We start from the raw sequence: 24,358 nt of genomic DNA, 5'->3' as shown, positions 1-24,358 counted from the left end.
GGGGCAGGGCTCAGTTGTGGGCGTGCAGGGCTTCGTTGAGCGCGATGGCGCTCTTGTTGGTCAGGCACTCGATGCGGCCGTTCTGGGAATTGCGGCGCAGCAGCAGGTCGTCCTGGCCGGCCAGCTCGCGGGCGGCCACGACCTCGACTTCCTGGCCCTGGTCATCGAGCACGGCGACCTTGGCGCCGGCGGTGATGTAGAGGCCGGCCTCGACGGTGCAGCGATCGCCCAGCGGGATGCCGATGCCGGCGTTGGCGCCGATCAGGCAGCCTTCGCCGACCTTGATGATGATGTTGCCGCCGCCGGACAGGGTGCCCATGGTGGAGCAGCCGCCGCCCAGGTCGGAGCCCTTGCCGACCATCACGCCGGCGGAGATGCGGCCTTCGATCATGCCCGGGCCTTCGGCGCCGGCATTGAAGTTGACGAAGCCCTCGTGCATCACGGTGGAGCCCTCGCCGAGGTAGGCGCCCAGGCGCACGCGGGCGGTGTCGCCGATGCGCACGCCGGTCGGCACCACGTAGTCGGTCATCTTGGGGAACTTGTCGACGCAGTCCACCGACAGGGTGCGGCCTTCCAGGCGCGCCTTGAGGCGACGGGCCGGCAGCTCCTCGATGTCGATCGGGCCTTCGCTGGACCAGGCGATGTTGCGCAGCAGGCCGAACATGCCGGTCAGGTCGGTGCCGTGGGGCTTGACCAGGCGGTGCGACAGCAGGTGCAGCTTGAGGTAGACCTCCGGAGCACTCTGCGGCGGCAGGTCCTCGGCGATGAAGGTCGCCACCAGCGGACGCTGGCTGGCCGCCATGGCCTCGGCGAGCTCGGCCTGGTCGGCGTGGCCGGCGGCCTTCAGGGCCTCGGCCAGCGCGGCGCACTGCTCGGGCAGGAAGCTGACGGCGGCGTTGCCGGCGGGGGCGTCGAGCACCTTGGCGGCGGCCTCGACCAGGGCGGCGTCCGGGTTCAGCAGCGGCGCCGGGTAGTAGATCTCCAGCCAGTCGCCCTGGGTGTTCTGGGTGCCGATTCCGAGTGCAAAGCTGAGCATGTGGGGGTCCTCTCGATGGAGTTCAGGTCGGCCGGGGGCCGCCTAGAGATTGTCGTAGTCGCCGTCGCGATAGCCGACGAGGATGTCGTCGCCGGTATCGAGCAGCGGTCGCTTGATCAGGGTGGGGTTGGCCATCATCAGCCGGCGGGCCTTGTCGCCGTCGATGTCGGCCTTGTCCTCGTCGGGCAGCTGGCGCCAGGTAGTGCTGCGCTTGTTGAGCAGGGTCAGCACCGGCACCCGCTCGAGGATGTGCTCGAGCAGCGGGGCGGACAGGCCGTCCTCGCGCAGGTCATGAAACTGAAAGGGCTGACCCTTGCCTTCCAGGGCCTTGCGCGCCTTGCGGCAGGTATCGCAGTTCTTGATGCCGAACAGCGTCATCATGGCGGTCTCTCCTGAATCAGGCGTGTCGTTCGACGTGGCGGCGCAGGCGGCGGGCGGCCTCGACGGTGGCGTCGAGTTCGTCCACCAGCGCCAGGCGGATGCGGCCGGCGCCGGGGTTCACGCCGTCGGCGCCGGGGCGGCCCATGTAGCTGCCCGGCAGCACGCTGACGTGCTGCTCGGCGAACAGCGAACGGGTGAAGGCCTCGTCGTCACCGCCGGGCACCGCCGGCCACAGGTAGAAGCTGGCCTCGGGCGCGGGGAAGTCCATCACCGGGGCGAGGATCTCGGTCACCGCGGCGAACTTCTCGCGATAGGCGCCTCGGTTGGCGAGCACGTGGGCCTCGTCGTTCCAGGCGGCGATCGAGGCGTGCTGCAGCGGCAGCGACATGGCGCAGCCGTGATAGGTGCGGTAGCGGCGGAAGGCCGCCAGCAGCTCGGCGTCGCCGGCCACGAAGCCCGAGCGCAGCCCCGGCAGGTTGGAGCGCTTGGACAGCGAATGGAATACCAGGCAGCGCCGGTAGTCGTGGCGGCCGAGCTCGGCGCAGGCCTGCAGCAGGCCCGGGGGCGGGGCGGCCTCGTCCAGGTAGAGCTCCGAGTAGCACTCGTCGGCGGCGACGATGAAGTCGTGTTCGTCGGCCAGGGCGATCAGTTGCTTGAGCTCGTCGAGCGGCGTCACTGCGCCGGTGGGGTTGCCCGGCGAGCAGGTGAAGACGATCTGCACGTCGCGCCAGGTCTCGGCCGGCACGGCGTCCAGGTCGGGGCGGAAGCCGTGCTCGGCGCGGCAGTCCAGATAGAGCGGCGTGCCGCCGGCCAGCAGGGTGGCGCCCTCGTAGATCTGGTAGAAGGGGTTGGGCACCGCGACCCGCGCCGGGCGGCGGCGGTCCAGGGCCGCCTGGACGAAGGCGAAGATCGCCTCGCGGGTGCCGTTGACCGGCAGCACCTGGGTGCCGGCGTCGAGGTCCTCGAGGGCGAAGCGCCGCTTGGCCCAGTCGGCGATGGCGCCGCGCAGCTCGGGCGTGCCGGGGGTGGCCGGGTAGCGGGCCATGTCGTCGATGTTCGCGGTCAGCGCCTCCAGGGCGCCGGCATAGGGCGCGTGGCGCGGCTCGCCGATGGTCAGGGGGAGGTGCACCAGGCCCTCGGGCGTCGTCACGTCGGCCTTGAGGGCGGCGAGCTTCTCGAAGGGGTAGGGCTGCAGGGCGTCGAGATCGGGGTTCATGGCGCGTCCAGTGGGGGCCGTTGTCGGCGTCGTTATGATGCTGGTGGTTCGATCGAGCGCTGGGCAAGACGCCGATTATAGGGAACCCCCGGTGGGGCCTCAAACGAGGTCTCAGCCGCGGATGTCGAGCGTCTCGATCAGCCGCTCGCGCAGGCGCTGCTGGCGCTCGGGGTCGGTGATCGGCTCGCCGTCCCGGTCGGTGATGAAGAACACGTCCTCGACCCGCTCGCCCAGGGTGGCGATCTTGGCCGCCGAGAGCGCGATGTGCTGCTCCATGAAGATGCGCCCGACCCGGGCCAGCAGGCCGGGACGGTCCGGGGCGGTGAGCTCCAGCAGGGTGCGCCCGCCGGTCGGATCCTGCTCGATGGTGACCTGGGTCGGCACCCGGAAGTGCTTGAGCTGGCGCGGGGTGTGGCGGCTGACGATCTGCGGATAGTCGTCCGGGTCGTCGAGTTCCTCCACCAGGTGGCGATGGATCTCCTCCAGCCGGGCGGGCTCGCGGATCGCCAGGTTGTCGTCGTCGAGCACGATGAAGGTGTTGAGCGTCCAGTCGTTGCTCGAGGTGGCGATGCGGGCGTCGTGGATCGACAGGCCCAGCTGCTCCATGGCCGCGGAGGTGGCGGCGAAGAGGTTGTCCACCGAGCGGGTGTGGATGAAGACCTTGGTGCCGCCTTCGGCCATGTCGGCGGTGGGGGCACTGATCATCACCAGCGGCAGCGCGCTGTCCCGGTGGGCGAGGATGCCCTGGGTCTGCCAGGCGATCTCGCTGGGGGCGTACTGCAGGAAGTACTCCTCGCCGAGCGATTCCCACAGTCGGTCGACGCGGGCCATGTCGGCGCCCACCGTGGCCAGCAGGGAGTGGGCCTCGTCGCGGGTCTCGCGCACCGAGTCGTCGCGCTCCAGCGGGTTCTCGAGCCCGCGGCGCAGGGCGCGTTTGGTCTCGGCGTGGAGCTGGCGCAGCAGCGAGGCGCGCCAGCCGTTCCACAGCGTCGGGTTGGTGGCGGTGATGTCGGCCACGGTCAGCACGTAGAGGTAGTCCAGGCGCGTCTCGTCGCCGACCTCGCGGGCGAACTCGCTGATCACCTCCGGGTCGCTGATGTCGCGCTTCTGGGCGACCATCGACATCAGCAGGTGGTGCTCCACCAGCCAGGCCACCAGTCGGGTGTCGCGGCCGGACAGGCCGTGCAGGGCGGCGAAGGCCTCGACGTCGCGGGCGCCGATCAGCGAGTGATCGCCGCCGCGGCCCTTGCCGATGTCGTGGAACAGTCCGGCGATCCACAGCAGTTCCAGCTTGGGCAGCTGCGCGATGAGGGTGGCGGCCACCGGGTAGGTCTCGCGGGCCTCTGGCTTGCGGAAGTTGTGGAAGCACTTCAGCAGCCGCAGGGTGTGGGCGTCCACGGTGTAGATGTGGAACAGGTCGTGCTGCATCAGGCCCACGGCCTGGCCGAACACCGGCAGGTACTTGCCGAGCACCCCGTAGCGGTTCATGCGCCGCAACTGGCGGGCGACGTTGCCGCTGGAGCGCAGCAGGGCCATGAACAGCCGCTGGTGGCGCGGGTCCTCGCGGTAGCGGTCGTCGATCAGGTGGCGGTGGTCGCGGATCAGTCGGATGGTGTCCGCGCGCACGCCCTCGATCTCGGGGTGTTCGGCCATCAGCAGGAACAGTTCGAGCAGCGCCGAGGGCGCCTCGCGGAACACCGTTCGCGTGCGGGCCTGGATGTAGCCGCCGGTGATCTCGAAGCGGGCGTTGAGCGGCACCGTCTCGAGGGGCTCGCCGCCGCGCAGGATGGCCTCGTCGAAGTGCAGCAGCAGCATGTCGTTGAGGCCGGCGAGCGCGGTCACGTGCCGGTAGTAGCGCTTCATGAACTGCTCGACGGCGAGGCGCTCCGGGGTGTCCCGATAGCCGAACAGCTCGGCAATGGTGGCCTGGTGGTCGAACAGCAGGCGGTCCTCGGCGCGCCCGGTGAGCATGTGCAGGGCGTAGCGGACCTGCCACAGGAAGGCCTGCCCCTGGCTGAGGATGCGCAGCTCGGCGTCGTTCATGAAGCCGATGTCGACCATGTCCTCGTAGCGCTCGGTGGCGAAGTGGCGCTTGGCGACCCAGCCGATCATCTGGATGTCGCGCAGCCCGCCGGGCGAGCTCTTGATGTTGGGCTCGAGGTGGTATTCGGAGTTGTTGAAGCGGTAGTGGCGGGCGATCTGCTCCTGCCACTTGGCCTCGAAGAAGCGATCCGCCGGCCACAGCCGCTCGGTGGCGATGCGGTCCTGCATCGCCTCGCGCAGCCGCTCGGGGCCGGCCAGGGTGCGCGACTCGAGCAGGTTGGTGATCACCGTGACGTCGGCGGCGGCCTCGCGCTCGCAGTCCGACAGCGAGCGCACGCTGTGGCCGATCTCCAGGCCGATGTCCCACAGGAAGGTGATGAAGGCGGTCAGCGGCTCGCGGAAGGGCTCGTCGTCCTCCTGTTCGAGCAGCAGCAGCAGGTCGATGTCGGAATGCGGGTGCAGTTCGCCGCGGCCGTAACCCCCCACAGCCAGCAGGGCGATGCCGTCGGGCCAGTCATGCTGCTGCCAGGCCAGCGCCAGCAGGCGGTCGAGGCACCAGGCGCGGCCGTGCACCAGATCGCGGATGTCGGCGCCGGCGTGGAAGCGCTCGTCGAGGCGGGCCTGGATCTCGGCCAGCGCCGCCTTGAACGGCGCGATCGGCGAACGGCTGCCGCTCAGCTCGTCGCGGAACGCCTCGACGTCGAACAGGCTTTCGTCGGGCGTGAAGGCGTAGTGGTGCAGCAGCATGGCGGCCGGCTCAGTGGGCGAGGAAGGCGAGGTCTTCGTCGCTGCGCGCGGTCAGCACCTCCACGCCGTTGGCGGTGACCAGCAGGGTGTGCTCCCACTGGGCGGTGAGCCCCTTGTCCTTGGTGACCGCGGTCCAGCCGTCGCGCAGCACCTTGGTGCGATGGTCGCCCACGTTGATCATCGGTTCGATGGTGAAGCACATGCCTTCCTCGAGGGCGATGTCCGCCTCCGGGGCGTAGCCGTCGTAGTGCAGCACCTGCGGGTCCTCGTGGAAGCCGGCGCCGATGCCGTGGCCGCAGAAGTCGCGCACCACCGAGTAGCCGTTGGCCTCGGCGTGCTGCTGGATGACGCGGGCCAGTTCCGAGAGGTGGACGCCGGGGCGCACCAGGGCGATGCTCTTGTAGAGACACTCCTGGGTGACGCGGCACAGGCGGCTGCCCTGGATGCTCTCGCCGACGATGAACATCACGCTGGAGTCGCCGTGGTAGCCGTCGGGGGTCTTCACCGTGACGTCCAGGTTCATGATGTCGCCCTTCTTCAGCTTCTTGCCGTCGTCGGGGATGCCATGGCAGACCACGTGATTGATCGAGGTGCACACGGACTTGGGGAAGCCGTGGTAGTTCAGCGGGGCGGGCGTGGAGCCGAGCTCGCCGACGATGTAGTCGTGGCAGCGCCGATCGATCTCGCCGGTGCTGACGCCGGCCTGGACGTAGGGGGCGATCATCTCGAGCACGCTGGCGGCCTGGCGGCCGGCTTCACGCATCTTCTCGATCTCGTCGGGCGTCTTGATGGGTACGTTCATGGAATCTCGGAATTCGGAGGTGGTGTCGCCGGGGTCGAGGGCGCGGGAGGCGTCGGGCGACTTCATCTTGAGAGTGATCCATGGTATAAAGCTGCGCGCTTTCCTGCAATCGCCGATCCCCCGCCGCCCGAGCGGCGCCTCGGCGTTGTCAGGGCGCGACTGTATTTATCAACGCAATGCCTTGAAAACACACATGCACCGGCACATGGTCCCGGGTGCCGTCGGCGCGTCCGTCGGTCGGATCCATGGGGTGCATGGAGGCCTAACCCGATTTACCAGGAGTCATCCATGGCACACGTCAACATGCGTGACCTGCTGAAGGCAGGCGCCCACTTCGGTCACCAGACCCGTTACTGGAACCCGAAGATGAGCAAGTTCATCTTCGGCGCTCGTAACAAGATTCACATCATCAACCTCGAGCATACCCTCCCGGCCCTGAACGAGGCCATCGAGGTGATCGAGAAGATGGCCGCCGCGAACAACAAGATCCTGTTCGTCGGTACCAAGCGCAGCGCCAGCAAGATCGTCAAGGAAGAGGCCAACCGCGTCGGCCAGTCCTACGTGAATCATCGCTGGCTCGGCGGCATGCTGACCAACTTCAAGACGATCCGTCAGTCCATCAAGCGTCTGCGCGAACTCGAGACCATGCACGAAGATGGTACCTTCGAGAAGCTGACCAAGAAGGAAGTCCTGATGGCGACCCGCGAGCAGGACAAGCTCGAGCGTTCCATCGGCGGTATCAAGGACATGGGCGGCCTGCCCGACGCGCTGTTCGTGATCGACGTCGATCACGAGCGCATCGCCATCAACGAGGCGAACAAGCTGGGCATCCCGGTCATCGGCGTGGTGGATACCAACTCCGATCCGGACGGCGTCGACTACGTGATCCCGGGCAACGATGACTCCATCCGCGCCATCCAGATCTACGTCAAGGCCATCGCCGACGCCTGCGCGCGTGCGAAGGAAGGTCGTCCCGACGAGTTCGTCGAGGTCACCGAAGACAACGCCAGCGACGCCGCCGCCGAGTGATCGTCGGCCCGCCCGGGTGCCGGCCGGCGAACGCGTCGGCCGGCGTCGGGAGCGGCTCAAGCGCCGCGCCTCAGGGCGGGTAATGGACGTGCCGGGCTCAGGCCCGGTTTCCACATTCCAGGTCGAACCATTCAGAGGACACTACCATGGCAGCTATCAGCGCCTCTCAGGTCAAGGAACTTCGCGAGCGCACCGGGCTCGGCATGATGGAGTGCAAGAAGGCCCTCACCGAGGCCGGCGGTGACATCGACACCGCGATCGAGAACCTGCGCAAGAACTCCGGTCTCAAGGCCGCCAAGAAGGCCGGCCGTACCGCCGCCGAAGGCGCCGTCGTCACCCGCGTTGCCGAAGACGGCAGCTACGGCGTGATGGTCGAGATCAACTCCGAGACCGACTTCGTCGCCCGCGACGACAACTTCACCGCCTTCGCCGACCGCGTGGCCGATGCCTTCTTCGCCGCCAAGAGCGAAGACGTCGCCGCCATCATGGAAGGCGAGCTGGAAGAAGCTCGCGAGCAGCTGGTGCAGAAGATCGGCGAGAACATCGGCGTGCGTCGCAGCGTCGTCGTCGACGCACCGGAAGGCGGTCTCGTGGGCGCCTACGTCCACGGCGGCCGCATCGGCGTGCTGACCACCCTGAAGGGTGGCACCGCCGAGGCCGCCAAGGACGTGTCCATGCACGTGGCCGCCATCAACCCGGCCGTCGCGCTGCCGGAAAACATGCCGCAGGACAAGCTGGACGCCGAGAAGGCGATCATCCTGGCCCAGCCGGACATGGCCGGCAAGCCGGAGCAGATCGCCGAGAAGATGGTCCAGGGCCGTCTGAAGAAGTACCTGGCCGAGAACAGCCTGACCGAGCAGGCCTTCGTCAAGGATCCGAACCAGACCGTGGCCGAGTACGTCAAGGCCGCCGGTGGCGAGGTCATTGGCTTCACCCGCTTCGAAGTGGGTGAGGGCATCGAGAAGGAAGAGGTCGACTTCGCCAAGGAAGTCATGGAACAGGCTCAGCGCAGCTAAGGCGCCAGCCGGTTCCAGCATGAAGATGGCGTGCGCGAGAGCGCACGCCTTCGCGTATCCGGCCGGTGCATCCGGCCATCCAGATTCCTCGAGTTTCCGGGAGACATGCCATGAGCAGTGCCGAGCCACTTTCCACCAAGACCGACAAGCCTCGCGCCGAGGTCTCTAAGTACAAGCGCATCCTGCTCAAGCTGTCCGGGGAGGCCCTGACCGGCGACGCCGAATTCGGCATCGACCCCAAGGTGCTGGACCGCATGGCGCTGGAGATCGGCCAGCTGGTCGGTATCGGCGTCCAGGTCGGCATCGTGGTCGGCGGTGGCAATCTGTTCCGCGGCGCCGCGCTGCACGAGGCCGGCATGGAGAGGGTCACCGGCGACCACATGGGCATGCTGGCCACGGTGATGAACGCCCTGGCGATGCGCGACGCGCTGGAGCGCTCCAACATCCGCTCGCGGGTGATGTCGGCGATTCCCATGAGCGGCGTGGTGGAGCACTATGATCGCCGCACGGCGATTCGCTACCTGACCTCCGGCGACGTGGTGATGTTCTCCGCGGGGACCGGCAATCCCTTCTTCACCACCGACTCCGCGGCCTGCCTGCGCGGCATCGAGATCGACGCCGACGTGGTGGTCAAGGCCACCAAGGTGGACGGGGTGTACGACAAGGACCCGGTCAAGTATCCCGATGCGGTCAAGTACGAGCAGCTGTCCTACGATGACGCGATCGACCAGAAGCTCGGGGTCATGGATTTGACCGCCATCTGCCTGGTGCGGGACCATGACATGCCGGTGCGCGTGTTCAACATGAACAAGCCGGGGGCGCTGCTGAACCTGGTGGTAGGCGGCCGGGAAGGCACGCTGATTGATAGAGGGTGAGAACGTGATTGACGAGATCCAGAAGGACGCAGAGAGTCGCATGAAGAAGAGCCTCGACGCTCTTCATCACAACTTCAACAAGATCCGCACCGGCCGGGCGCACCCCAGCATCCTGGAGGCGGTGACCGTCGATTACTACGGCGGCCAGGTGCCGATCAACCAGGTGGCCTCGGTCAACATTGAGGATGCCCGGACCCTGACCGTGGTGCCCTGGGAACAGCAGATGGTGCCGAAGGTCGAGAAGGCCATCATGACCGCCGAGCTGGGCCTCAACCCGGCGAGCGCCGGCAACGTGATCCGCGTGCCGATGCCGATGCTCACCGAGGAGACCCGCAAGGGCTACATCAAGCAGGCGCGTCAGGAAGCCGAGAACGCCCGGGTGGCGGTGCGCAACGTGCGCCGCGACGCCAATGGCGACATCAAGGCGCTGCTGAAGGACAAGGACATCACCGAGGACGAGGCACGTCAGGGTGAGGACGCCATCCAGAAGCTGACCGACAAGGTCGTCGCCGAGATCGACAAGACCCTGGAATCCAAGGAACACGACCTGATGCAGGTCTGACGGACGGGCCGGCGGCCCCTTCGGGGTCGCCGTTCATGGAGCGCCCCGTCCCACCCGCCATGCGAGACATCATGACGTCACCCCAGTCTCCCCAGCCCCGTGCCGACGGGGATCGCCTGCCGCATCACGTCGCCATCATCATGGACGGCAACAACCGCTGGGCCAGGGCGCGCGGCATGTCCGGCGTGCGCGGCCATCATGCCGGCGTCGAGGCCGTGCGCGCGGTGATCCGCCGCGCCGCCGAGCGCGGCATCGAGACCCTGACGCTGTTCGCCTTCTCGAGCGAGAACTGGAAGCGGCCCGCCGTCGAGGTCAACGCCCTGATGGAGCTGTTCCTGATCGCGCTCAAGCGCGAGGTCAAGAAGCTGCACCAGCACGATATCCGCCTCTCGGTGATCGGCGATCGCAGCGGTTTCTCGACGTCCATTCAGAAGCACATCGAGCAGGCCGAGGCGCTGACCGGCGACAACCGGGGGCTGCACCTGGTGATCGCCGCCAACTACGGTGGCCAGTGGGACATCGCCCAGGCCGCCCGGCGGCTGGGCGAGCGGGTCGCCGAGGGCGAGCTGGCCCCCGAGGCGATCGACGAGGCGTCGCTCGGCGCCGAACTGAGTCTCACCGCCCCTGTGGACCTGTGCATCCGTACCAGCGACGAGAAGCGCATCTCCAATTTCCTGCTCTGGCAGCTGGCCTACGCCGAGCTGTACTTCTCGCCGCTGCTGTGGCCCGACTTCGACGGCGAGGCCTTCGACGCGGCCCTGGCCGACTTCGCCGGGCGCAAGCGCCGTTTCGGCATGACCGACGAACAGGTCGAGGCTCAGCAAGGTGCTTAAACAACGCATTCTTACCGCCGCCTGGCTGGCCCCGCTGGCGCTGGTCGGGCTGTTCGGGCTCGACGGCATCGCCTTCGCGCTGTTCACCGCGGCCATCGTGCTGCTCGGGGCCTGGGAATGGGCCAACCTGGCCGGCCTCGAGGCCGGCGCCCGTCGCTGGAAGCCGGTGCTGGGCCTGGGCGCGCTGATGGCGCTGCTGGGCCTGACCGGCCAGCACCTGGCGAGCTGGCCGCTGTGGCTCGGGGCCCTGGGCTGGCTCGTCAACCTGCGCTGGGTGGTCGGCTATCCGGCGCGCCTCGCCCAGTGGCGCTCCACTGCCATGCGTCTGGCCATGGGGTTGTGGGTGCTGCTGCCGGCCTGGGTCGGCTTCAACGTGCTGCATGAGACCGGCGGCGTGTGGCTGCTGTTCGTGCTGCTGCTGGTGTGGGGCGCCGACATCGGCGCCTACTTCGTCGGCAAGTCGCTCGGCAAGCGCAAGCTGGCGCCCCGGGTCAGTCCCGGCAAGACCCGCGAGGGCGTCATCGGTGGCCTGGTGGTGACCGGGCTGCTGGCGCTGGTGTTCGCCGACTGGCAGGCCCTGTCGTTCGGCGCGACCCTGGCGCTGGTGGCCGCCACCGCCGTGGTCACCCTGGCCTCGGTGGTCGGCGACCTGCTCGAGAGCATGCTCAAGCGCCATCGCGGCATCAAGGACTCCAGCCAGCTGTTGCCCGGTCACGGCGGGGTGCTCGATCGCATCGACAGCCTGTGCGCCGCGGTGCCGCTGTTCGCGCTGCTGGCGGGAGGGCTCGGCGCATGAGTCGGCCGCAGTCCGTCATCGTGCTCGGCGCCACCGGGTCGATCGGCGTCAGCACCCTGGACGTGCTGGCCCGCCATCCCGAGCGCTACCGGGTCCATGCGTTGACCGCCCATCGCTCCCGCGAGACGCTGCTGGCCCAGTGTCGTGTCCACGCCCCGGCGCTGGCCGTGCTCGAGCGCGAGGAAGACGCCGCCTGGCTGCGCGAGCGGCTGGGCGAGGCGGGGCTTGTCACCGAGGTGCGCTGCGGCCCGGAGGCGCTGGTCGAGGTCAGCGAGGCCTCGGAGGTCGACGTGGTCATGGCGGCCATCGTCGGCGCCGCCGGACTGCTGCCGACGCTCGCCGCGGTGCGGGCCGGCAAGCGGGTGCTGCTGGCCAACAAGGAAGCGCTGGTGATGTCCGGGGCGCTGTTCATGGACGCGGTGGACCGTCACGGCGCGACCCTGCTGCCGATCGATTCCGAACATAACGCCATCTATCAGTGTCTACCCGTCGAACATCGCGGCGGACTCGCGCGCCACGGCGTCACCCAGCTGCTGCTGACCGCCTCGGGCGGCCCTTTCCGCGGCTGGTCGGCCGAGGCGCTGGCCGGCGTCACCCCCGAGCAGGCCTGCGCCCATCCCAACTGGTCGATGGGGCGCAAGATTTCGGTGGACAGCGCCACCCTGATGAACAAGGGGCTCGAGCTGATCGAGGCCTGCTGGCTGTTCGACGCTCGGCCGTCGCAGATCCAGGTGGTGGTGCATCCGCAGAGCGTGATCCATTCCATGGCCGCCTACGCCGATGGCTCGGTGCTGGCACAGCTGGGCAACCCGGACATGCGTACCCCGATCGCCTACGGACTGTCCTGGCCCGAGCGCCTCGATGCCGGCGTGGAGGCGCTCGATCTCTTCCAGGTCGCACGGCTCGACTTCGAGCCCGCCGACGAGGCCGCCTTCCCCTGCCTGCGGCTGGCCCGCGAGGCCATGGAGGACGGCGGCACGGCGCCGGCGGTGCTCAACGCCGCCAACGAGGTGGCCGTGGAGGCCTTCCTCGACGGCCGGCTGGGCTTCGCCGGAATCGGCGAGCTGGTCTCGCGGGTGCGCGAGGCCTGCCCGCCGGAGCCGGCCACCGAGCTGGCGGGCATCCTCGACGCCGATGCCCGGGCGCGCCGCGAGGCCGAGGCCCGGCTGGGGCGCCGCTAGCGCCGACTTTCGACAACTTCACCGGAGATAGCCATGGGTCTGATCCAGAACGTGCTGGCCGTGATCGTGGTGCTCGGCCTGCTGATCACCTTCCATGAGTTCGGCCACTTCTGGGTCGCCCGGCGCTGTGGCGTCAAGGTGCTGCGCTTCTCCGTGGGCTTCGGCAAGCCGCTGTGGTCGCGGGTCGACCGCCACGGCACCGAATTCGCCGTGGCGGCGATTCCCCTGGGCGGCTACGTCAAGATGCTCGACGAGCGCGAGGCGCCGGTCCCCGACGACGAGCGCCACCTGGCCTTCAATCGCCAGGGCGTCTGGCGGCGCATCGCCATCGTCGTTGCCGGGCCGCTGGCCAACTTCCTGCTGGCGCTGGTCGCCTACTGGCTGCTGTTTGTCGCCGGGACCACCACCGTGGTGCCGGTGATCGGCGAGGTCGCGCCTGACTCGCCGGCCGCTCGCGGCGGTCTCGCCGCCGGGCAGGAGATCACCGCGGTGCGAGGGGCCAGCGTTCGCTCCTGGGAAGACATCAACCTCGAGCTGGTATCGGCCATCGGGGCCAGCGGCGAGCTGACGGTGAGCGCCCGCGACGAGGGCGACAGCCGGGTCCGGGAGCATCGCCTGCCGGTGCAGGACTGGCTGGTGCGTCAGGATCCGCCTCGGCCGCTGGACACCCTCGGCGTGACGCCCTGGCGCCCGCAGATCCCCGCGGTGCTCGGCCAGGTGGTGGACGGCGAGCCGGCGGCCGAGGCAGGCCTCGCGGCCGGCGACGAGATCCTGGCCGTCGACGGCGAACCGGTGGCCGACTGGGGCGGCTTCGTCCAGCGGGTCCGCGGGCGGCCCGGTGAGGCCCTGTCGCTGAGCGTGGCGCGCGACGGCGAGCGTCGCTCGCTGTCGCTGACGCCGCGCCCTCGGACCCTCGACGACGGCACCACCATCGGACATGTGGGGGCCGGCGTGGCATCGGTGCCCTGGCCGGAAGAATACCGCCGCGAGATCCGCTACGGCCCCCTGGCCGCCGTGGGGCAGGCCGTGTCGCGCACCGGCGAGATGACCGTGCTGACCCTGGATGCGATCCGCAAGATGCTGGTCGGGCTGATCTCGCCGTCGAACCTCTCCGGACCGATCACCATCGCCCGTATCGCCGGCGACTCGGCCCGCTCCGGGCTCGAGAGCTTCGTCAGTTTCCTGGCCTACCTGTCGATCAGCCTCGGCGTGCTCAACCTGCTGCCGATCCCGGTGCTCGACGGCGGCCACCTGCTGTATTACCTGGTGGAGGCGGTTCGCGGGCGGCCGGTGTCCGAACGCACCCAGGCCATCGGTCTGCGCGTCGGCCTGGCGCTGGTCGGCACCCTGATGCTGATGGCGCTGTATTTCGACCTGATGCGGCTCTGGTAACCGGCTCCTGGCTTGTCAGTTGCCCGTGCAAATGTATAAGGTGCCTGTCTGGACAGGTAGGCAGATCAACGCGAGCGAATCGACTGCATGAAGATCAAGACCATCGGACTGGCGGCGCTGCTGCTCGCCGGTGCCGGCACGGCACAGGCGGAAACCTTCGACGTAAAGGACATACGAGTGGAGGGGCTGCAGCGCGTATCGGCGGCCTCCGTCTTCAATGCCTTTCCTGTCAATGCACCCGATCGGGTCGATGACCGCGAGCTGGCCGAGGCGGCCCGACAGCTGTTCGCCACCGGCCTGTTCGAGGACATCCAGCTGGCCCGTGACGGCGACGTGCTGATCATCGAGGTGGAGGAGCGCCCCACCATCACCAGCCTCAACATCGAGGGCAACAGCCAGATCCCCGAGGAAGAGCTGCGCCGTGGCCTGCGCGAGGCCGGCCTCGACGAGGGCCAGGTGCTGCAGCTCTCGACCCTGGAAGAGATCCAGCGCGAGCTGTCCGGCGTCTATCAGGCCCAGGGCCGCTACAGTGCCAGCATCGACACCGAGGTCCAGGACCTCGGCCAGGGTCGCGTGCAGGTCGACATCGACATCGACGAGGGCGCGGTGGCCAAGATCCGCCAGATCAACATCGTCGGCAACCAGGCCTTCGACGACGATACCCTGCGCGACGTCCTCGAGCTCGAGGACAAGCCGGGCTGGTTCTTCGGCTGGTTCTCCAGCGACGAGTACTCCCGTCAGGCGCTGTCCGGCGATCTGGAGCGGCTGCGTTCGTACTATCTGGATCGCGGCTACGTCAATTTCACCATCGATTCCACCCAGGTCTCGATCGGTCCCGGCAAGTCGAAGATCTTCATCACCATCAACGTCAGCGAGGGCGAGCGCTACCGCCTCGGCGACATCGCCTTCGCCGGCGACCTGCGCATCCCCGAGCGCGAGGCCCGCAATCTGCTCGAAGTACAGAGCGGCGAGACCTTCTCGCGCAGCGACGTGACCGCCTCCTCCGAGGCGCTGCGCTCGCGGCTCGGCGCCGAGGGCTTCGCCTTCGCTAACGTCGACGGCATCCCCGAGACGCGCAGCGACGGCACCGTCGACCTGACCTTCCGCGTCGAGCCGGGCAGCCGCGCCTACGTGCGTCGTATCGAGTTCGTCGGCAACACCACCACCCAGGACGAGGTGCTGCGCCGCGAGATGATCCAGATGGAGGGGGCGCCGGCGTCCACCGAGTCGATCAGCCAGTCCCGGGAGCGCCTGGAGCGGCTGGGCTTCTTCAAGCAGGTCGAGGTGCAGACCGAGCCGGTGGCCGGCTCCAACGACCAGCTCGACGTCACCTACAACGTCGAGGAGCAGCCGTCCGGCTCGATATCCGCAAGCATCGGTTTCTCCCAGAGCGCCGGCGTGATCTATGGCGCCTCGCTGTCCCAGAACAACTTCCTGGGCACCGGCAACCGGGTCAACATCGGCGCCCAGCGCAGCGACACCTACACCAATCTGAACTTCGGCTTCACCGATCCCTACTGGACCCTCGACGGCATCTCGCGCGGCTACAACCTGTTCTACCGCGAGACCGACTACGAGGATTCCGACATCTCGACCTACTCGACGGATGCCTATGGCGGCGGCATCAACTTCGGCTACCCGATCAACGAGCTGACCCGGCTCAACTTCGGCGCCGACATCGAGGACCTGACCATCGAGACCTATCGGGACACGGCCTCGGAGATCCAGCGCTACGTCGATGACCAGGGCGACAACGCCCAGGCCTTCAAGCTGACCGCCAGCTGGACCCGCAACGCGCTGAACCGCGGCATCATGCCCACCGCCGGCAACTACCAGCGCCTGTCGCTGGAGACCGCGGTGCCCGGCAGCGACGCCGAGTACTACAAGCTGCGCGCCCGCGCCCGGCACTTCTTCCCGATCAACGAGGAGCAGACCTGGTCGTTCAAGCTGCGCGGCGAGGTCGGCTACGCCGACAGCATCGGCAACGATCCCTATCCGTTCTACGAGAACTTCTACACCGGCGGCCTGGGATCGGTGCGCGGCTTCACCAGCAACACCCTGGGGCCCAATACCACGCCGCCCGTGGGTGGCGACGCCGACGAGGACCGGACCCTGGGCGGCAACGTGCTGGTCGAGGGCGGCGCCGAGCTGATCTTCCCGATGCCCTTCGTCGAGGACAAGCGCTCGGTGCAGCCGTCGGTGTTCGTGGACGCCGGCAACACCTTTCTCACCGACTGCTATGCGGTGCGCGACGAGGAAGCCGGTCAGTCCAGTTGCAGCTCCGGCGTCGACCTGGGCGAGCTACGCTACAGCGTGGGTCTCGGCATCTCCTGGCTGACGCCGGTGGGGCCGCTGACCTTCAGCATCGCCGAGCCGCTCAACGCCAAGAGCGACGACGACACCCAGTTCTTCCAGTTCTCGCTGGGCCAGACCTTCTAACAGGGTCCGTCGGCGCGCCGCCTCCTCGCGGGACGGGGAGGCGGCGATTCATGCCACGGTCCCGGGGCCTCGACTCGCGTCATCGACGGAGTCGGGGCCCGTCGATATCGAACCGGCGCGGCGCTCGCCGCCAGCGCAGAGTGTTTTCACCACCGACATCGGGTTCCCATGACTCAAGACTCTCCTTCCCTGACGCTGGCCGAGATCGCCACGCAGCTGGGGGCCGGCCTCCAGGGTGACGGCGAGCGCCGTGTGCGTGGCCTGGCCACGCTGCGCGATGCCGGGCCCGATCAGATCGCCTTCCTGGCCAATCGCGCCTATCTCAAGGACCTGCCTGGAACCCGGGCCGCGGCGGTGCTGCTGCACCCGAGCCATGCCGACGAGTGCCCCGTGGCAAGCCTGACCCTCGACAACCCCTACCTGGGCTACGCCCAGCTGTCGCGGCTGTTCGACCCGCTGATCGGCCGCGAGACCCCGGGCGTGCACGCCTCCGCTGTGGTCGCCGAGGACGCGCGGCTGGGCGACGGCGTGGTGGTCGGCCCCCAGGCGGTGATCGAGGCGGGCGTCGAGCTCGGCGACGGCGTGGTGATCGGCCCCGGCTGCGTGGTCGGCGCCGACACCCGGATCGGGGCCGAGTCGCGACTGCATGCCAACGTGACCGTCTACCATGGGGTGAGCATCGGCGCCCGGGTGATCCTGCACAGCGGCTGCGTGATCGGCGGCGACGGCTTCGGATTCGCCCACGATGGCGCCGGCTGGCACAAGATCGCCCAGCTCGGCGGGGTGGTGCTGGGGGACGACGTCGAGGTCGGCAGTGGCTCGAGCATCGACCGCGGCGCCCTGGGCGATACCGTGATCGGCGAGGACGTGAAGATCGACAGCCAGGTGCAGATCGCCCACAACGTGCAGATCGGGGCCCACAGCGCGCTGGCCGGTTGCGTCGGCATCGCCGGCTCCACCCGCGTCGGCCGGCACTGCATGCTGGGCGGTGGCGTGGGCCTGTCCGGCCACCTGACGGTCTGTGACGGCGTCCAGGTCACCGGCATGAGCCTGGTCACCAACTCGATCCACGAGCCGGGCGTCTACTCTTCGGGGACCGGCGCCATGGAGAACGCCCAGTGGCGGCGCAGCGCGGTGCGCTTCAAGCAGCTCGACGACATCGCCCGTCGCCTGCAGCGTCTGGAAAAAGCCGGGCGCGATGCTTGAGGCCGCTCCTTCGGGCGGTATAATCCCCCGCCCGTCCGTCGCCATGCGCGCGGCGACGGCCGCGCCCGCGATGCGGGGCATTCTGTCATTTCAGAGGTCGCTACGATGGTAATGGACATTAACGAGATTCGGGAATATCTGCCCCACCGCTATCCTTTCCTGCTGGTGGACAGGGTGACGGAGCTCACCCATGGCGAATCCATCGTTGCCTACAAGAATGTCAGCATCAACGAGCCGTTCTTCAATGGCCATTTCCCGCATCATCCGATCATGCCGGGCGTGCTGGTCGTCGAGGCGCTGGCCCAGGCCTGCGGCATCCTCGGCTTCAAGACGGTCAACAAGCTGCCCGCCGACGGCTATGTCTACTATCTCGTCGGCAGCGACAACGTGCGCTTCAAGCGCCCGGTGATGCCCGGCGACCAGCTGGAGCTGCGCGCCGACGTGATCCGCGAGAAGCGCGGTATCTGGAAGTTTCAGTGCAAGGCCAGCGTGGCCGGCGAGGTCGCCTGCGAGGCCGAGATCACCTGTGCCGAGAGGAAGGTCGCTTGATTCATCCCACCGCCATCGTAGATCCGGCCGCGCGCCTGGCCGATGATGTCGAGGTCGGCCCCTTCAGCGTCATCGGCGCCGACGTCGAGATCGGCGCCGGCTCGCGCATCGGCCCCCATGTGGTGATCCAGGGCCCGACGGTGATCGGCGAGCGCAACCGGGTCTTTCAGTTCGCCTCGGTCGGCGAGGAATGCCAGGACAAGAAGTACGCCGGCGAGCCCACCCGCCTGGTGATGGGCGACGACAACGTCGTGCGTGAGGGCGTGACCCTGCACCGTGGCACCGTACAGGATCGCGGCGAGACCACCATCGGCTCGCGCAACCTGTTCATGGCCTACGTTCACGTCGGCCATGACTGCGTGATCGGCGACGACTGCATCCTGGCCAACCAGGTGACCCTGGCCGGCCACGTCAAGCTGGGCGACTTCGCGATCATCGGCGGGCTGTCGGCGATCCACCAGTTCTGCCACTTCGGCGAGCATGCCATGGCCGGCGGCGGTTCGATCATCACCAAGGACACGCCGGCCTACGTGATGATCAACGGCAATCCCGCCGCGGCCCACGGCCTCAACCTGATCGGCCTGCGCCGCCGCGGCTTCTCCAACGAGGCGATCCGCGCCCTGGGCGAGGCCTACAAGCTGGTCTATCGACAGGGCCTGACCGTGGAGCAGGCGCTCACCGAGATCCGCGCGCAGTACGCGCTGCCGGAAACCGAGACCTTTGTTGCCTCCATCGAGGCCTCGACCCGCGGCATCGTGCGCTGACGCCATGACGATCGCGCGCGTCTACCTGGTGGCCGGCGAGCTTTCCGGCGACATCCTCGGTGCCGGGCTGATGCGCGAGCTCAAGGCCCGCCACCCCGGCGTCGAATTCCGGGGCATCGGCGGGCCGCGCATGATCGCCGAGGGCATCGACAGCCGCTTCCCGCTGGAGACCCTCTCGGTGATGGGGCTGGTCGAGGTACTCAAGCACCTGCCGGGGCTGGTGCGCGTGCGCCGCACGCTGCGCCAGGACGCCCTCGACTGGCGGCCCGACATCGTGATCGGCATCGACGCGCCGGACTTCAACCTGGGGCTCGAGCGCCAGCTGCGCGAGGCCGGCCTGACCACCGCCCACTACGTCAGCCCCTCCGTGTGGGCCTGGCGCCAGGGCCGGGTCAAGGGCATCGCCCGCTCGGTGGACGCGATGCTGACCTTCCTGCCCTTCGAGGCCGCCTTCTACGTCCGCCATCGGGTACCGGTGGCCTTCGTCGGCCACCCGCTGGCCGACGAGCTGCCGCTGGTCAACGACCGGGGCGAGGCTCGCGAGGCGCTGGGGCTGTCCGCCCGGGGCGTGTCCGACGCGGCGCCGCTGCTGGCCGTGCTGCCGGGCTCCCGGGCCAACGAGATCCGCTTCCTGGGGGCGATCTTCCTCGACGCCGCAGAGCGGCTGTGCCGGGAGCGCGAGGCGCTGCGGGTGGTGATTCCCGCCGCCACGCCGGCGCGGCGCGCCGAGCTCGAGGGGGTATTAGAGGGCCGCGAGGCGCTGCGCGAGCGGGTGATCCTGATCGACGGCCAGTCCCGTGAGGCCATGGTGGCCGCCGATGCCGTGCTGCTGGCTTCCGGCACCGCGGCGCTGGAGGCCATGCTGTGCCACCGCGCCATGGTGGTGGCCTATCGCATGGCGCCGATGACCCACTGGCTGGCCAAGCGGCTGGTCAAGACCGAATGGATCTCGCTGCCCAACCTGATCGCCCGGGAGGCCCTGGTGCCGGAGCTGATCCAGGACGACGCCAGCCCCGAGGGCATCGCCGCCGAGCTCGCCGCGCTGCTCGACGACGCCGAGGCGCGCCACGCCCTCGAGGCGCGCTTCGCGGCCATGCACGAAGGGCTGCAGCGCGACGCCAGCCGCCGCGCGGTGGATGCCGTCGAGGCGCTGGTGGCGCGCCGCGCGCTGCCCGCCTCGGTGGCGCCCGAGGCGCTGGAGGAGGGCACATGAAGGCCGAGGACTTCCCGCCGCTGGTCGTCGACTATCGCGGCACGCATCTGGCCGGGGTCGACGAGGTCGGGCGCGGCCCGCTGGTCGGCCCGGTGGTGGCTGCCGCGGTGATCCTCGATCCGGCCGCGCCGATCGACGGGCTGACCGACTCCAAGAAGCTGACCGCCAAGCGCCGCGAGGCGCTGGACGCCCGGATCCGCGAGCGGGCGCTGGCCTTCGCCGTGGCCGAGGCCAGCCCCGACGAGATCGATGGCCTGAACATCTACCACGCCACGCACCTGGCCATGCGCCGCGCCATCGATGCGCTGTCGCCGGCCGCGGAATATCTGCTGGTGGACGGTAATCGGCTCCCCGGGCATCATGTGCCGGGCCAGGCGGTGGTCAAGGGCGACGCCCGTCATCCGGCGATCGCCGCGGCCTCGATACTGGCCAAGGTGGCGCGCGACGCCGACATGCTGGCGCTGGACGCGCGCCATCCCGACTACGGCTTCGCCCGCCACAAGGGCTACCCGACGCCCGAGCACCTGGCCGCCCTGACGCGCCTCGGCGCGCTGCCCGAGCACCGTCGCTCCTTTGCGCCCGTCAAGCGCCAGCTGAACCTGCTCTAGATCATCTAGCCTGTGGGCGGGGCGTCGAGACGGGCCGTGCCGGCCGGTCTTCGTTTCCGTGACAGCGTCGACCCATTTCCCATCATCAAGCCCGAGTCCGCCATGACCGCTCCCTTCGTTCATCTCCGTGTGCACAGCGAATTCTCCCTGGTCGATGGCCTGGTGCGTCTCAAGCCGCTGATCAAGGCGGCGGGCAACCAGGGCGTGCCGGCACTGGCGCTCACCGACGAGGCCAACCTCTTCGCCCTGGTCAAGTTCTACGGCGGCGCCCAGGGGGCCGGCCTCAAGCCGATCATCGGTGGCGACTTCTGGCTCGCCAACCCCAACGACGAGGCCCATCCCTACCGCCTGACGCTGCTGGCCATGAACGACGTCGGCTATCGCAACCTCACCGAGCTGATCTCGCGGGGCTGGGTCGAAGGGCAGAAGGACGGCGTGGCGCTGCTTCAGCGGGGCTGGGTGCTCGAGCAGAGCGAGGGGCTGATCGCCCTGTCCGGCGGCCGCGAGGGCGACGTCGGCCGTCACCTGCTGACCGACCACCACGCCGAGGCCCGGGCCCTGCTCGACGAATGGCAGGCCGCCTTCCCCGGACGCTACTACCTGGAGCTGACCCGCACCGGCCGGCCGCTGGAGGAGGAGTGCGTGCACCTCTCGGTGGATCTGGCCGTTGAGACCGGCACCCCGGTGGTGGCCACCAACGACGTGCGCTTCCTCGAGCGCGAGGACTTCTGGGCCCATGAGACCCGGGTCTCGATCGGCGAGGGCAAGGCGCTGGACGATCCGCGCCGCGAGCGTCGCTATACCGAGGAGCAGTACTTCAAGAGCCCCGAGGAGATGGCCGAGCTGTTCTCGGACATTCCCGAGGCGCTGGAAAACAGCGTGATGATCGCCGCGCGCTGCAACGTCGACGTGCGCCTGGGCGAGATCTTCCTGCCGGAATACGGCATCCCCGAGGGCATGACCCAGGAGGAGTTCTTCCGCAAGATCTCCCACGACGGCCTGACCGAGCGCCTGGACTTCCTCTACCCGGTGGACAAGTATCCCCGTGACGGCGACGAGTACGCCGAGATCGATGCCCGCTACCGCAAGCGGCTCGACTTCGAGCTCGACATCATCCTGCAGATGGGCTTCCCGGGCTACTTCCTGATCGTGATGGACTTCATCCAGTGGGCCAAGGACAACGACGTCCCCGTCGGCCCGGGGCGGGGCTCCGGTGCCGGCTCGCTGGTGGCCTATGCGCAGAAGATCACCGATCTGGATCCGCTCGAATACGACCTGCTGTTCGAGCGTTTCCTGAACCCCGAGCGTGTCTCGATGCCCGACTTCGACGTCGACTTCTGCATGGAGAAGCGCGACCGGGTGATCGACTACGTGGCCGAGCGCTACGGTCGCGACGCCGTCTCGCAGATCGTCACCTTCGGCACCATGGCCGCCAAGGCCGTCGTGCGCGATGTGGCCCGCGCCCAGGGCAAGCCCTACTCGCTGGGCGACAAGCTGTCCAAGCTGATCCCCTTCGAGGTCGGCATGACCCTGGCCAAGGCCATCGAGGACGAGCCCCAGCTCAAGGAGTTCCTCGACGCCGACGAGGAGGCCCAGGAGATCTGGGACATGGCGGTGAAGCTCGAGGGCATCACCCGGGGCACCGGCAAGCACGCCGGCGGCGTGGTGATCGCGCCGACCAAGCTCACCGACTTCTCGCCGTTGATCTGCGACGAGGACGGCAGCGGCCTGCGCGTGCAGTACGACAAGAACGACATCGAGGACGCCGGGCTGGTCAAGTTCGACTTCCTGGGCCTGCGCACCCTGACCATCATCGACTGGGCGCTGGAGATGGTCGACAAGGTGCGCGCCGCGGAAGGGCAGGGGCCGCTGAACATCGACGCCATCCCGCTGGACGACAAGCCGACCTTCGAGATGCTCAAGAAGGCCGAGACCACGGCGGTGTTCCAGCTCGAATCCCGCGGCATGAAGGAGCTGATCAAGCGCCTGCTGCCGGACTCGCTGGAGGACATGATTGCCCTGGTGGCGCTGTTCCGTCCGGGGCCCTTGCAGTCGGGCATGGTCGACGACTTCATCAACCGCAAGCACGGCCGGGCCGAGGTCGCCTATCCGCACCCGGACTACCAGCACGAGCTGCTCAAGCCGGTGCTCGAGCCCACCTACGGCATCATCCTGTACCAGGAGCAGGTGATGCAGATCGCCCAGGTGATGGCCGGCTACAGCCTGGGCCAGGCCGACATGCTGCGCCGTGCCATGGGCAAGAAGAAGCCCGAAGAGATGGCCAAGCAGCGTGCCGGCTTCATGGAGGGCTGCGCCGAGAACGGCATCGACAAGGACCTGGCGGGCAACATCTTCGACCTGGTGGAGAAGTTCGCCGGCTACGGCTTCAACAAGTCGCACTCGGCGGCCTACGGCCTGGTGTCCTACCAGACCGCCTGGCTCAAGGCGCATTATCCCGGGCCCTTCATGGCGGCGGTGATGTCCACCGAGATGGACAACCTCGACAAGGTGGTGCCGCTGATCGAGGAGTGCCGCCATATCGGGCTCACGGTGACGCCGCCGGACGTCAACGTCGGCGGCTACAAGTTCACCGTCGATGACGAGGGCCGGGTGGTCTATGGCCTGGGCGCCATCCGCGGCGTCGGCGAGGGCCCCATCGGCGCCATCGTCGAGGCCCGGGAGGAGGGCGGCGCCTTCCGCGACCTGTTCGACTTCTGCAAGCGGGTCGACCCCAAGCGCATGAACAAGCGCACCCTGGAGGCGCTGATCCGCTCCGGGGCACTGGACAACCTGGGCCCGAGCCGCGCGGTGATGGCCGCCTCACTGGAGGCCGCGCTCAAGGCCGCGGCCCAGAACCAGGCCAACCAGAACCTGGGCATGATGGACATGTTCGGCGAGGCCTTTGCCGCCTCCGATGAAGAGGACGACACCGACGTCTACGCCGACTATCGCGGTGCCCGCGACTGGACCGACAAGGAGCGCCTGGGCGGCGAGAAGGATACTCTCGGGCTGTATCTGACCGGTCATCCCATCGACGAGTACGAGAAGGAGCTCGAGCGCTTCGTCTCCACCCGCATCGGCGACCTCAAGCCGTCCAGGGAGTCGCAGCGGGTCGCCGGGCTGGTGGTCGGCATGCGCACCATGAAGTCCAAGCGCGGCGACACCATGGCCTTCGTCACCCTGGACGACCGCACCGGCCGCATCGAGGCCTCGCTGTTCGGCGAGCTGTTCGATCAGGTGCGCAACCGCCTGGACACCGACCAGGTGCTGATCGTCGAAGGCGAGGTGCAGAGCGACGACTATTCGGGCGGCCTGCGCCTGCGTGGCAAGGAGATCACGCCGATGGTCGACGCCCGCACCCGCTACGGCCAGGCGGTGGAGCTGGCGCTGGACGGCGAACGCGCCAACGGCCGGCTGGTGGACAGCCTGCGCGACAGCCTGGCTCCCTACCGCAGCGACGAGGGCCTGCCGGTGCGGCTGCGCTACCGCAGCGCCACGGCCAGCGGCTGGCTGGAGCTGGCCGAGGAGTGGCGGGTCACGCCCTCCGACGAGCTGCTGATCGCCCTGCGCGAGGTCGAGGGCCAGGACGGCGTGCGCCTGCGCTACCGTTGACACGCGACGCACCGACAATGTGCAGGCACCCTGGCTCGCCTTGCGTGGGCGTGTCAGG

General features: G+C 68.6%; 20 protein-coding genes. 15 read left to right on the top strand and 5 right to left on the bottom strand.

What is annotated here, in order from left to right; all coding sequences use genetic code 11:
• Positions 1-10: 10 nt before the first annotated feature.
• From dapD to map, 5 genes are all read right to left on the bottom strand, one after another.
• Positions 11-1,036 (bottom strand): 2,3,4,5-tetrahydropyridine-2,6-dicarboxylate N-succinyltransferase, encoded by a 1,026-nt coding sequence (gene dapD, locus UN84_RS15005; RefSeq protein WP_046078371.1) that lies wholly within the window; start codon positions 1,034-1,036, stop codon positions 11-13.
• Between the two features lie 42 nt (positions 1,037-1,078).
• Complete coding sequence (locus tag UN84_RS15000) at positions 1,079-1,417, bottom strand: arsenate reductase (protein WP_046078370.1); 339 nt, start codon at positions 1,415-1,417, stop codon at positions 1,079-1,081.
• A 16-nt stretch (positions 1,418-1,433) separates the two neighbouring features.
• Positions 1,434-2,633 (bottom strand): succinyldiaminopimelate transaminase, encoded by a 1,200-nt coding sequence (gene dapC, locus UN84_RS14995; protein ID WP_046078369.1) that lies wholly within the window; start codon positions 2,631-2,633, stop codon positions 1,434-1,436.
• Positions 2,634-2,744: 111 nt separating this feature from the next.
• Positions 2,745-5,423: a [protein-PII] uridylyltransferase gene (locus UN84_RS14990; protein WP_046078368.1), complete on the bottom strand. Its 2,679-nt coding sequence runs from the start codon at positions 5,421-5,423 to the stop codon at positions 2,745-2,747.
• A 10-nt stretch (positions 5,424-5,433) separates the two neighbouring features.
• Positions 5,434-6,225: a type I methionyl aminopeptidase gene (map, locus tag UN84_RS14985; protein WP_046078453.1), complete on the bottom strand. Its 792-nt coding sequence runs from the start codon at positions 6,223-6,225 to the stop codon at positions 5,434-5,436.
• Between the two features lie 288 nt (positions 6,226-6,513).
• Here map and rpsB point away from each other — a divergent pair, with 288 nt between their 5' ends.
• From rpsB to dnaE, 15 genes are all read left to right on the top strand, one after another.
• Positions 6,514-7,254, top strand: a complete 741-nt coding sequence (gene rpsB, locus UN84_RS14980; RefSeq protein ID WP_035592703.1) for a 30S ribosomal protein S2 — start codon at positions 6,514-6,516, stop codon at positions 7,252-7,254.
• A gap of 146 nt (positions 7,255-7,400) precedes the next feature.
• Positions 7,401-8,270, top strand: coding sequence for a translation elongation factor Ts (tsf, locus tag UN84_RS14975; RefSeq protein ID WP_016853450.1), 870 nt, complete (start codon positions 7,401-7,403; stop codon positions 8,268-8,270).
• A gap of 110 nt (positions 8,271-8,380) precedes the next feature.
• Positions 8,381-9,145 carry a UMP kinase gene (gene pyrH, locus UN84_RS14970; protein ID WP_016853451.1) on the top strand — a complete coding sequence of 255 codons (765 nt, stop codon included), beginning with the start codon at positions 8,381-8,383 and terminating at the stop codon, positions 9,143-9,145.
• Positions 9,146-9,149: 4 nt separating this feature from the next.
• On the top strand, positions 9,150-9,707 hold the full coding sequence (gene frr, locus UN84_RS14965) for a ribosome recycling factor (protein WP_046078367.1): 558 nt from the start codon (positions 9,150-9,152) through the stop codon (positions 9,705-9,707).
• Positions 9,708-9,778: 71 nt separating this feature from the next.
• Positions 9,779-10,540, top strand: coding sequence for a polyprenyl diphosphate synthase (gene uppS, locus UN84_RS14960; protein WP_035592808.1), 762 nt, complete (start codon positions 9,779-9,781; stop codon positions 10,538-10,540).
• On the top strand, positions 10,533-11,336 hold the full coding sequence (locus tag UN84_RS14955; protein WP_046078366.1) for a phosphatidate cytidylyltransferase: 804 nt from the start codon (positions 10,533-10,535) through the stop codon (positions 11,334-11,336). Before uppS ends, UN84_RS14955 begins: the two co-directional genes overlap by 8 nt.
• Positions 11,333-12,517, top strand: a complete 1,185-nt coding sequence (gene ispC, locus UN84_RS14950) for a 1-deoxy-D-xylulose-5-phosphate reductoisomerase (RefSeq protein WP_046078365.1) — start codon at positions 11,333-11,335, stop codon at positions 12,515-12,517. Before UN84_RS14955 ends, ispC begins: the two co-directional genes overlap by 4 nt.
• 33 nt (positions 12,518-12,550) lie before the next feature.
• On the top strand, positions 12,551-13,909 hold the full coding sequence (rseP, locus tag UN84_RS14945; protein WP_046078364.1) for a sigma E protease regulator RseP: 1,359 nt from the start codon (positions 12,551-12,553) through the stop codon (positions 13,907-13,909).
• An 87-nt stretch (positions 13,910-13,996) separates the two neighbouring features.
• Entirely contained in the window at positions 13,997-16,348 is a 2,352-nt protein-coding gene (bamA, locus tag UN84_RS14940) for an outer membrane protein assembly factor BamA (RefSeq protein WP_173835023.1), read from the top strand.
• A 168-nt stretch (positions 16,349-16,516) separates the two neighbouring features.
• Positions 16,517-17,554, top strand: coding sequence for a UDP-3-O-(3-hydroxymyristoyl)glucosamine N-acyltransferase (lpxD, locus tag UN84_RS14935; RefSeq protein ID WP_046078363.1), 1,038 nt, complete (start codon positions 16,517-16,519; stop codon positions 17,552-17,554).
• Positions 17,555-17,659: 105 nt separating this feature from the next.
• The gene (gene fabZ, locus UN84_RS14930; protein ID WP_026068244.1) at positions 17,660-18,103 is read left to right on the top strand and encodes a 3-hydroxyacyl-ACP dehydratase FabZ; all 444 of its coding nucleotides are present in this window, start codon (positions 17,660-17,662) and stop codon (positions 18,101-18,103) included.
• Positions 18,100-18,867 (top strand): acyl-ACP--UDP-N-acetylglucosamine O-acyltransferase, encoded by a 768-nt coding sequence (gene lpxA / locus UN84_RS14925; RefSeq protein WP_035592691.1) that lies wholly within the window; start codon positions 18,100-18,102, stop codon positions 18,865-18,867. Before fabZ ends, lpxA begins: the two co-directional genes overlap by 4 nt.
• A 4-nt stretch (positions 18,868-18,871) precedes the next feature.
• On the top strand, positions 18,872-20,080 hold the full coding sequence (gene lpxB / locus UN84_RS14920; protein WP_046078362.1) for a lipid-A-disaccharide synthase: 1,209 nt from the start codon (positions 18,872-18,874) through the stop codon (positions 20,078-20,080).
• A complete protein-coding gene (rnhB, locus tag UN84_RS14915) occupies positions 20,077-20,688 on the top strand; it encodes a ribonuclease HII (protein WP_046078361.1) in 612 nt (203 codons plus the stop codon). The genes lpxB and rnhB overlap by 4 nt, the downstream gene beginning before the upstream one ends.
• A gap of 102 nt (positions 20,689-20,790) precedes the next feature.
• Entirely contained in the window at positions 20,791-24,300 is a 3,510-nt protein-coding gene (gene dnaE / locus UN84_RS14910; protein WP_046078360.1) for a DNA polymerase III subunit alpha, read from the top strand.
• Positions 24,301-24,358: the final 58 nt, after the last annotated feature.

Source organism: Halomonas sp. HG01 (assembly GCF_000968715.2).
In the GTDB taxonomy this organism is placed as follows: Bacteria; Pseudomonadota; Gammaproteobacteria; order Pseudomonadales; family Halomonadaceae; genus Halomonas; species Halomonas halophila.
Note: the sequence above shows the minus strand (reverse complement) of the source record. Positions and strands in the feature narration are given on the sequence as shown.

What these genes read in the sequence shown, in the direction of transcription:
- dapD (WP_046078371.1), bottom strand. Translation starts at nt 1,036, where the DNA reads ATGCTCAGCTTTGCACTCGGAATCGGCACCCAGAACACCCAGGGCGAC.
- UN84_RS15000 (WP_046078370.1), bottom strand. Translation starts at nt 1,417, where the DNA reads ATGATGACGCTGTTCGGCATCAAGAACTGCGATACCTGCCGCAAGGCG.
- dapC (WP_046078369.1), bottom strand. Translation starts at nt 2,633, where the DNA reads ATGAACCCCGATCTCGACGCCCTGCAGCCCTACCCCTTCGAGAAGCTC.
- UN84_RS14990 (WP_046078368.1), bottom strand. Translation starts at nt 5,423, where the DNA reads ATGCTGCTGCACCACTACGCCTTCACGCCCGACGAAAGCCTGTTCGAC.
- map (WP_046078453.1), bottom strand. Translation starts at nt 6,225, where the DNA reads ATGAACGTACCCATCAAGACGCCCGACGAGATCGAGAAGATGCGTGAA.
- rpsB (WP_035592703.1), top strand. Translation starts at nt 6,514, where the DNA reads ATGGCACACGTCAACATGCGTGACCTGCTGAAGGCAGGCGCCCACTTC.
- tsf (WP_016853450.1), top strand. Translation starts at nt 7,401, where the DNA reads ATGGCAGCTATCAGCGCCTCTCAGGTCAAGGAACTTCGCGAGCGCACC.
- pyrH (WP_016853451.1), top strand. Translation starts at nt 8,381, where the DNA reads ATGAGCAGTGCCGAGCCACTTTCCACCAAGACCGACAAGCCTCGCGCC.
- uppS (WP_035592808.1), top strand. Translation starts at nt 9,779, where the DNA reads ATGACGTCACCCCAGTCTCCCCAGCCCCGTGCCGACGGGGATCGCCTG.
- ispC (WP_046078365.1), top strand. Translation starts at nt 11,333, where the DNA reads ATGAGTCGGCCGCAGTCCGTCATCGTGCTCGGCGCCACCGGGTCGATC.
- rseP (WP_046078364.1), top strand. Translation starts at nt 12,551, where the DNA reads ATGGGTCTGATCCAGAACGTGCTGGCCGTGATCGTGGTGCTCGGCCTG.
- bamA (WP_173835023.1), top strand. Translation starts at nt 13,997, where the DNA reads ATGAAGATCAAGACCATCGGACTGGCGGCGCTGCTGCTCGCCGGTGCC.
- lpxD (WP_046078363.1), top strand. Translation starts at nt 16,517, where the DNA reads ATGACTCAAGACTCTCCTTCCCTGACGCTGGCCGAGATCGCCACGCAG.
- fabZ (WP_026068244.1), top strand. Translation starts at nt 17,660, where the DNA reads ATGGTAATGGACATTAACGAGATTCGGGAATATCTGCCCCACCGCTAT.
- lpxB (WP_046078362.1), top strand. Translation starts at nt 18,872, where the DNA reads ATGACGATCGCGCGCGTCTACCTGGTGGCCGGCGAGCTTTCCGGCGAC.
- rnhB (WP_046078361.1), top strand. Translation starts at nt 20,077, where the DNA reads ATGAAGGCCGAGGACTTCCCGCCGCTGGTCGTCGACTATCGCGGCACG.
- dnaE (WP_046078360.1), top strand. Translation starts at nt 20,791, where the DNA reads ATGACCGCTCCCTTCGTTCATCTCCGTGTGCACAGCGAATTCTCCCTG.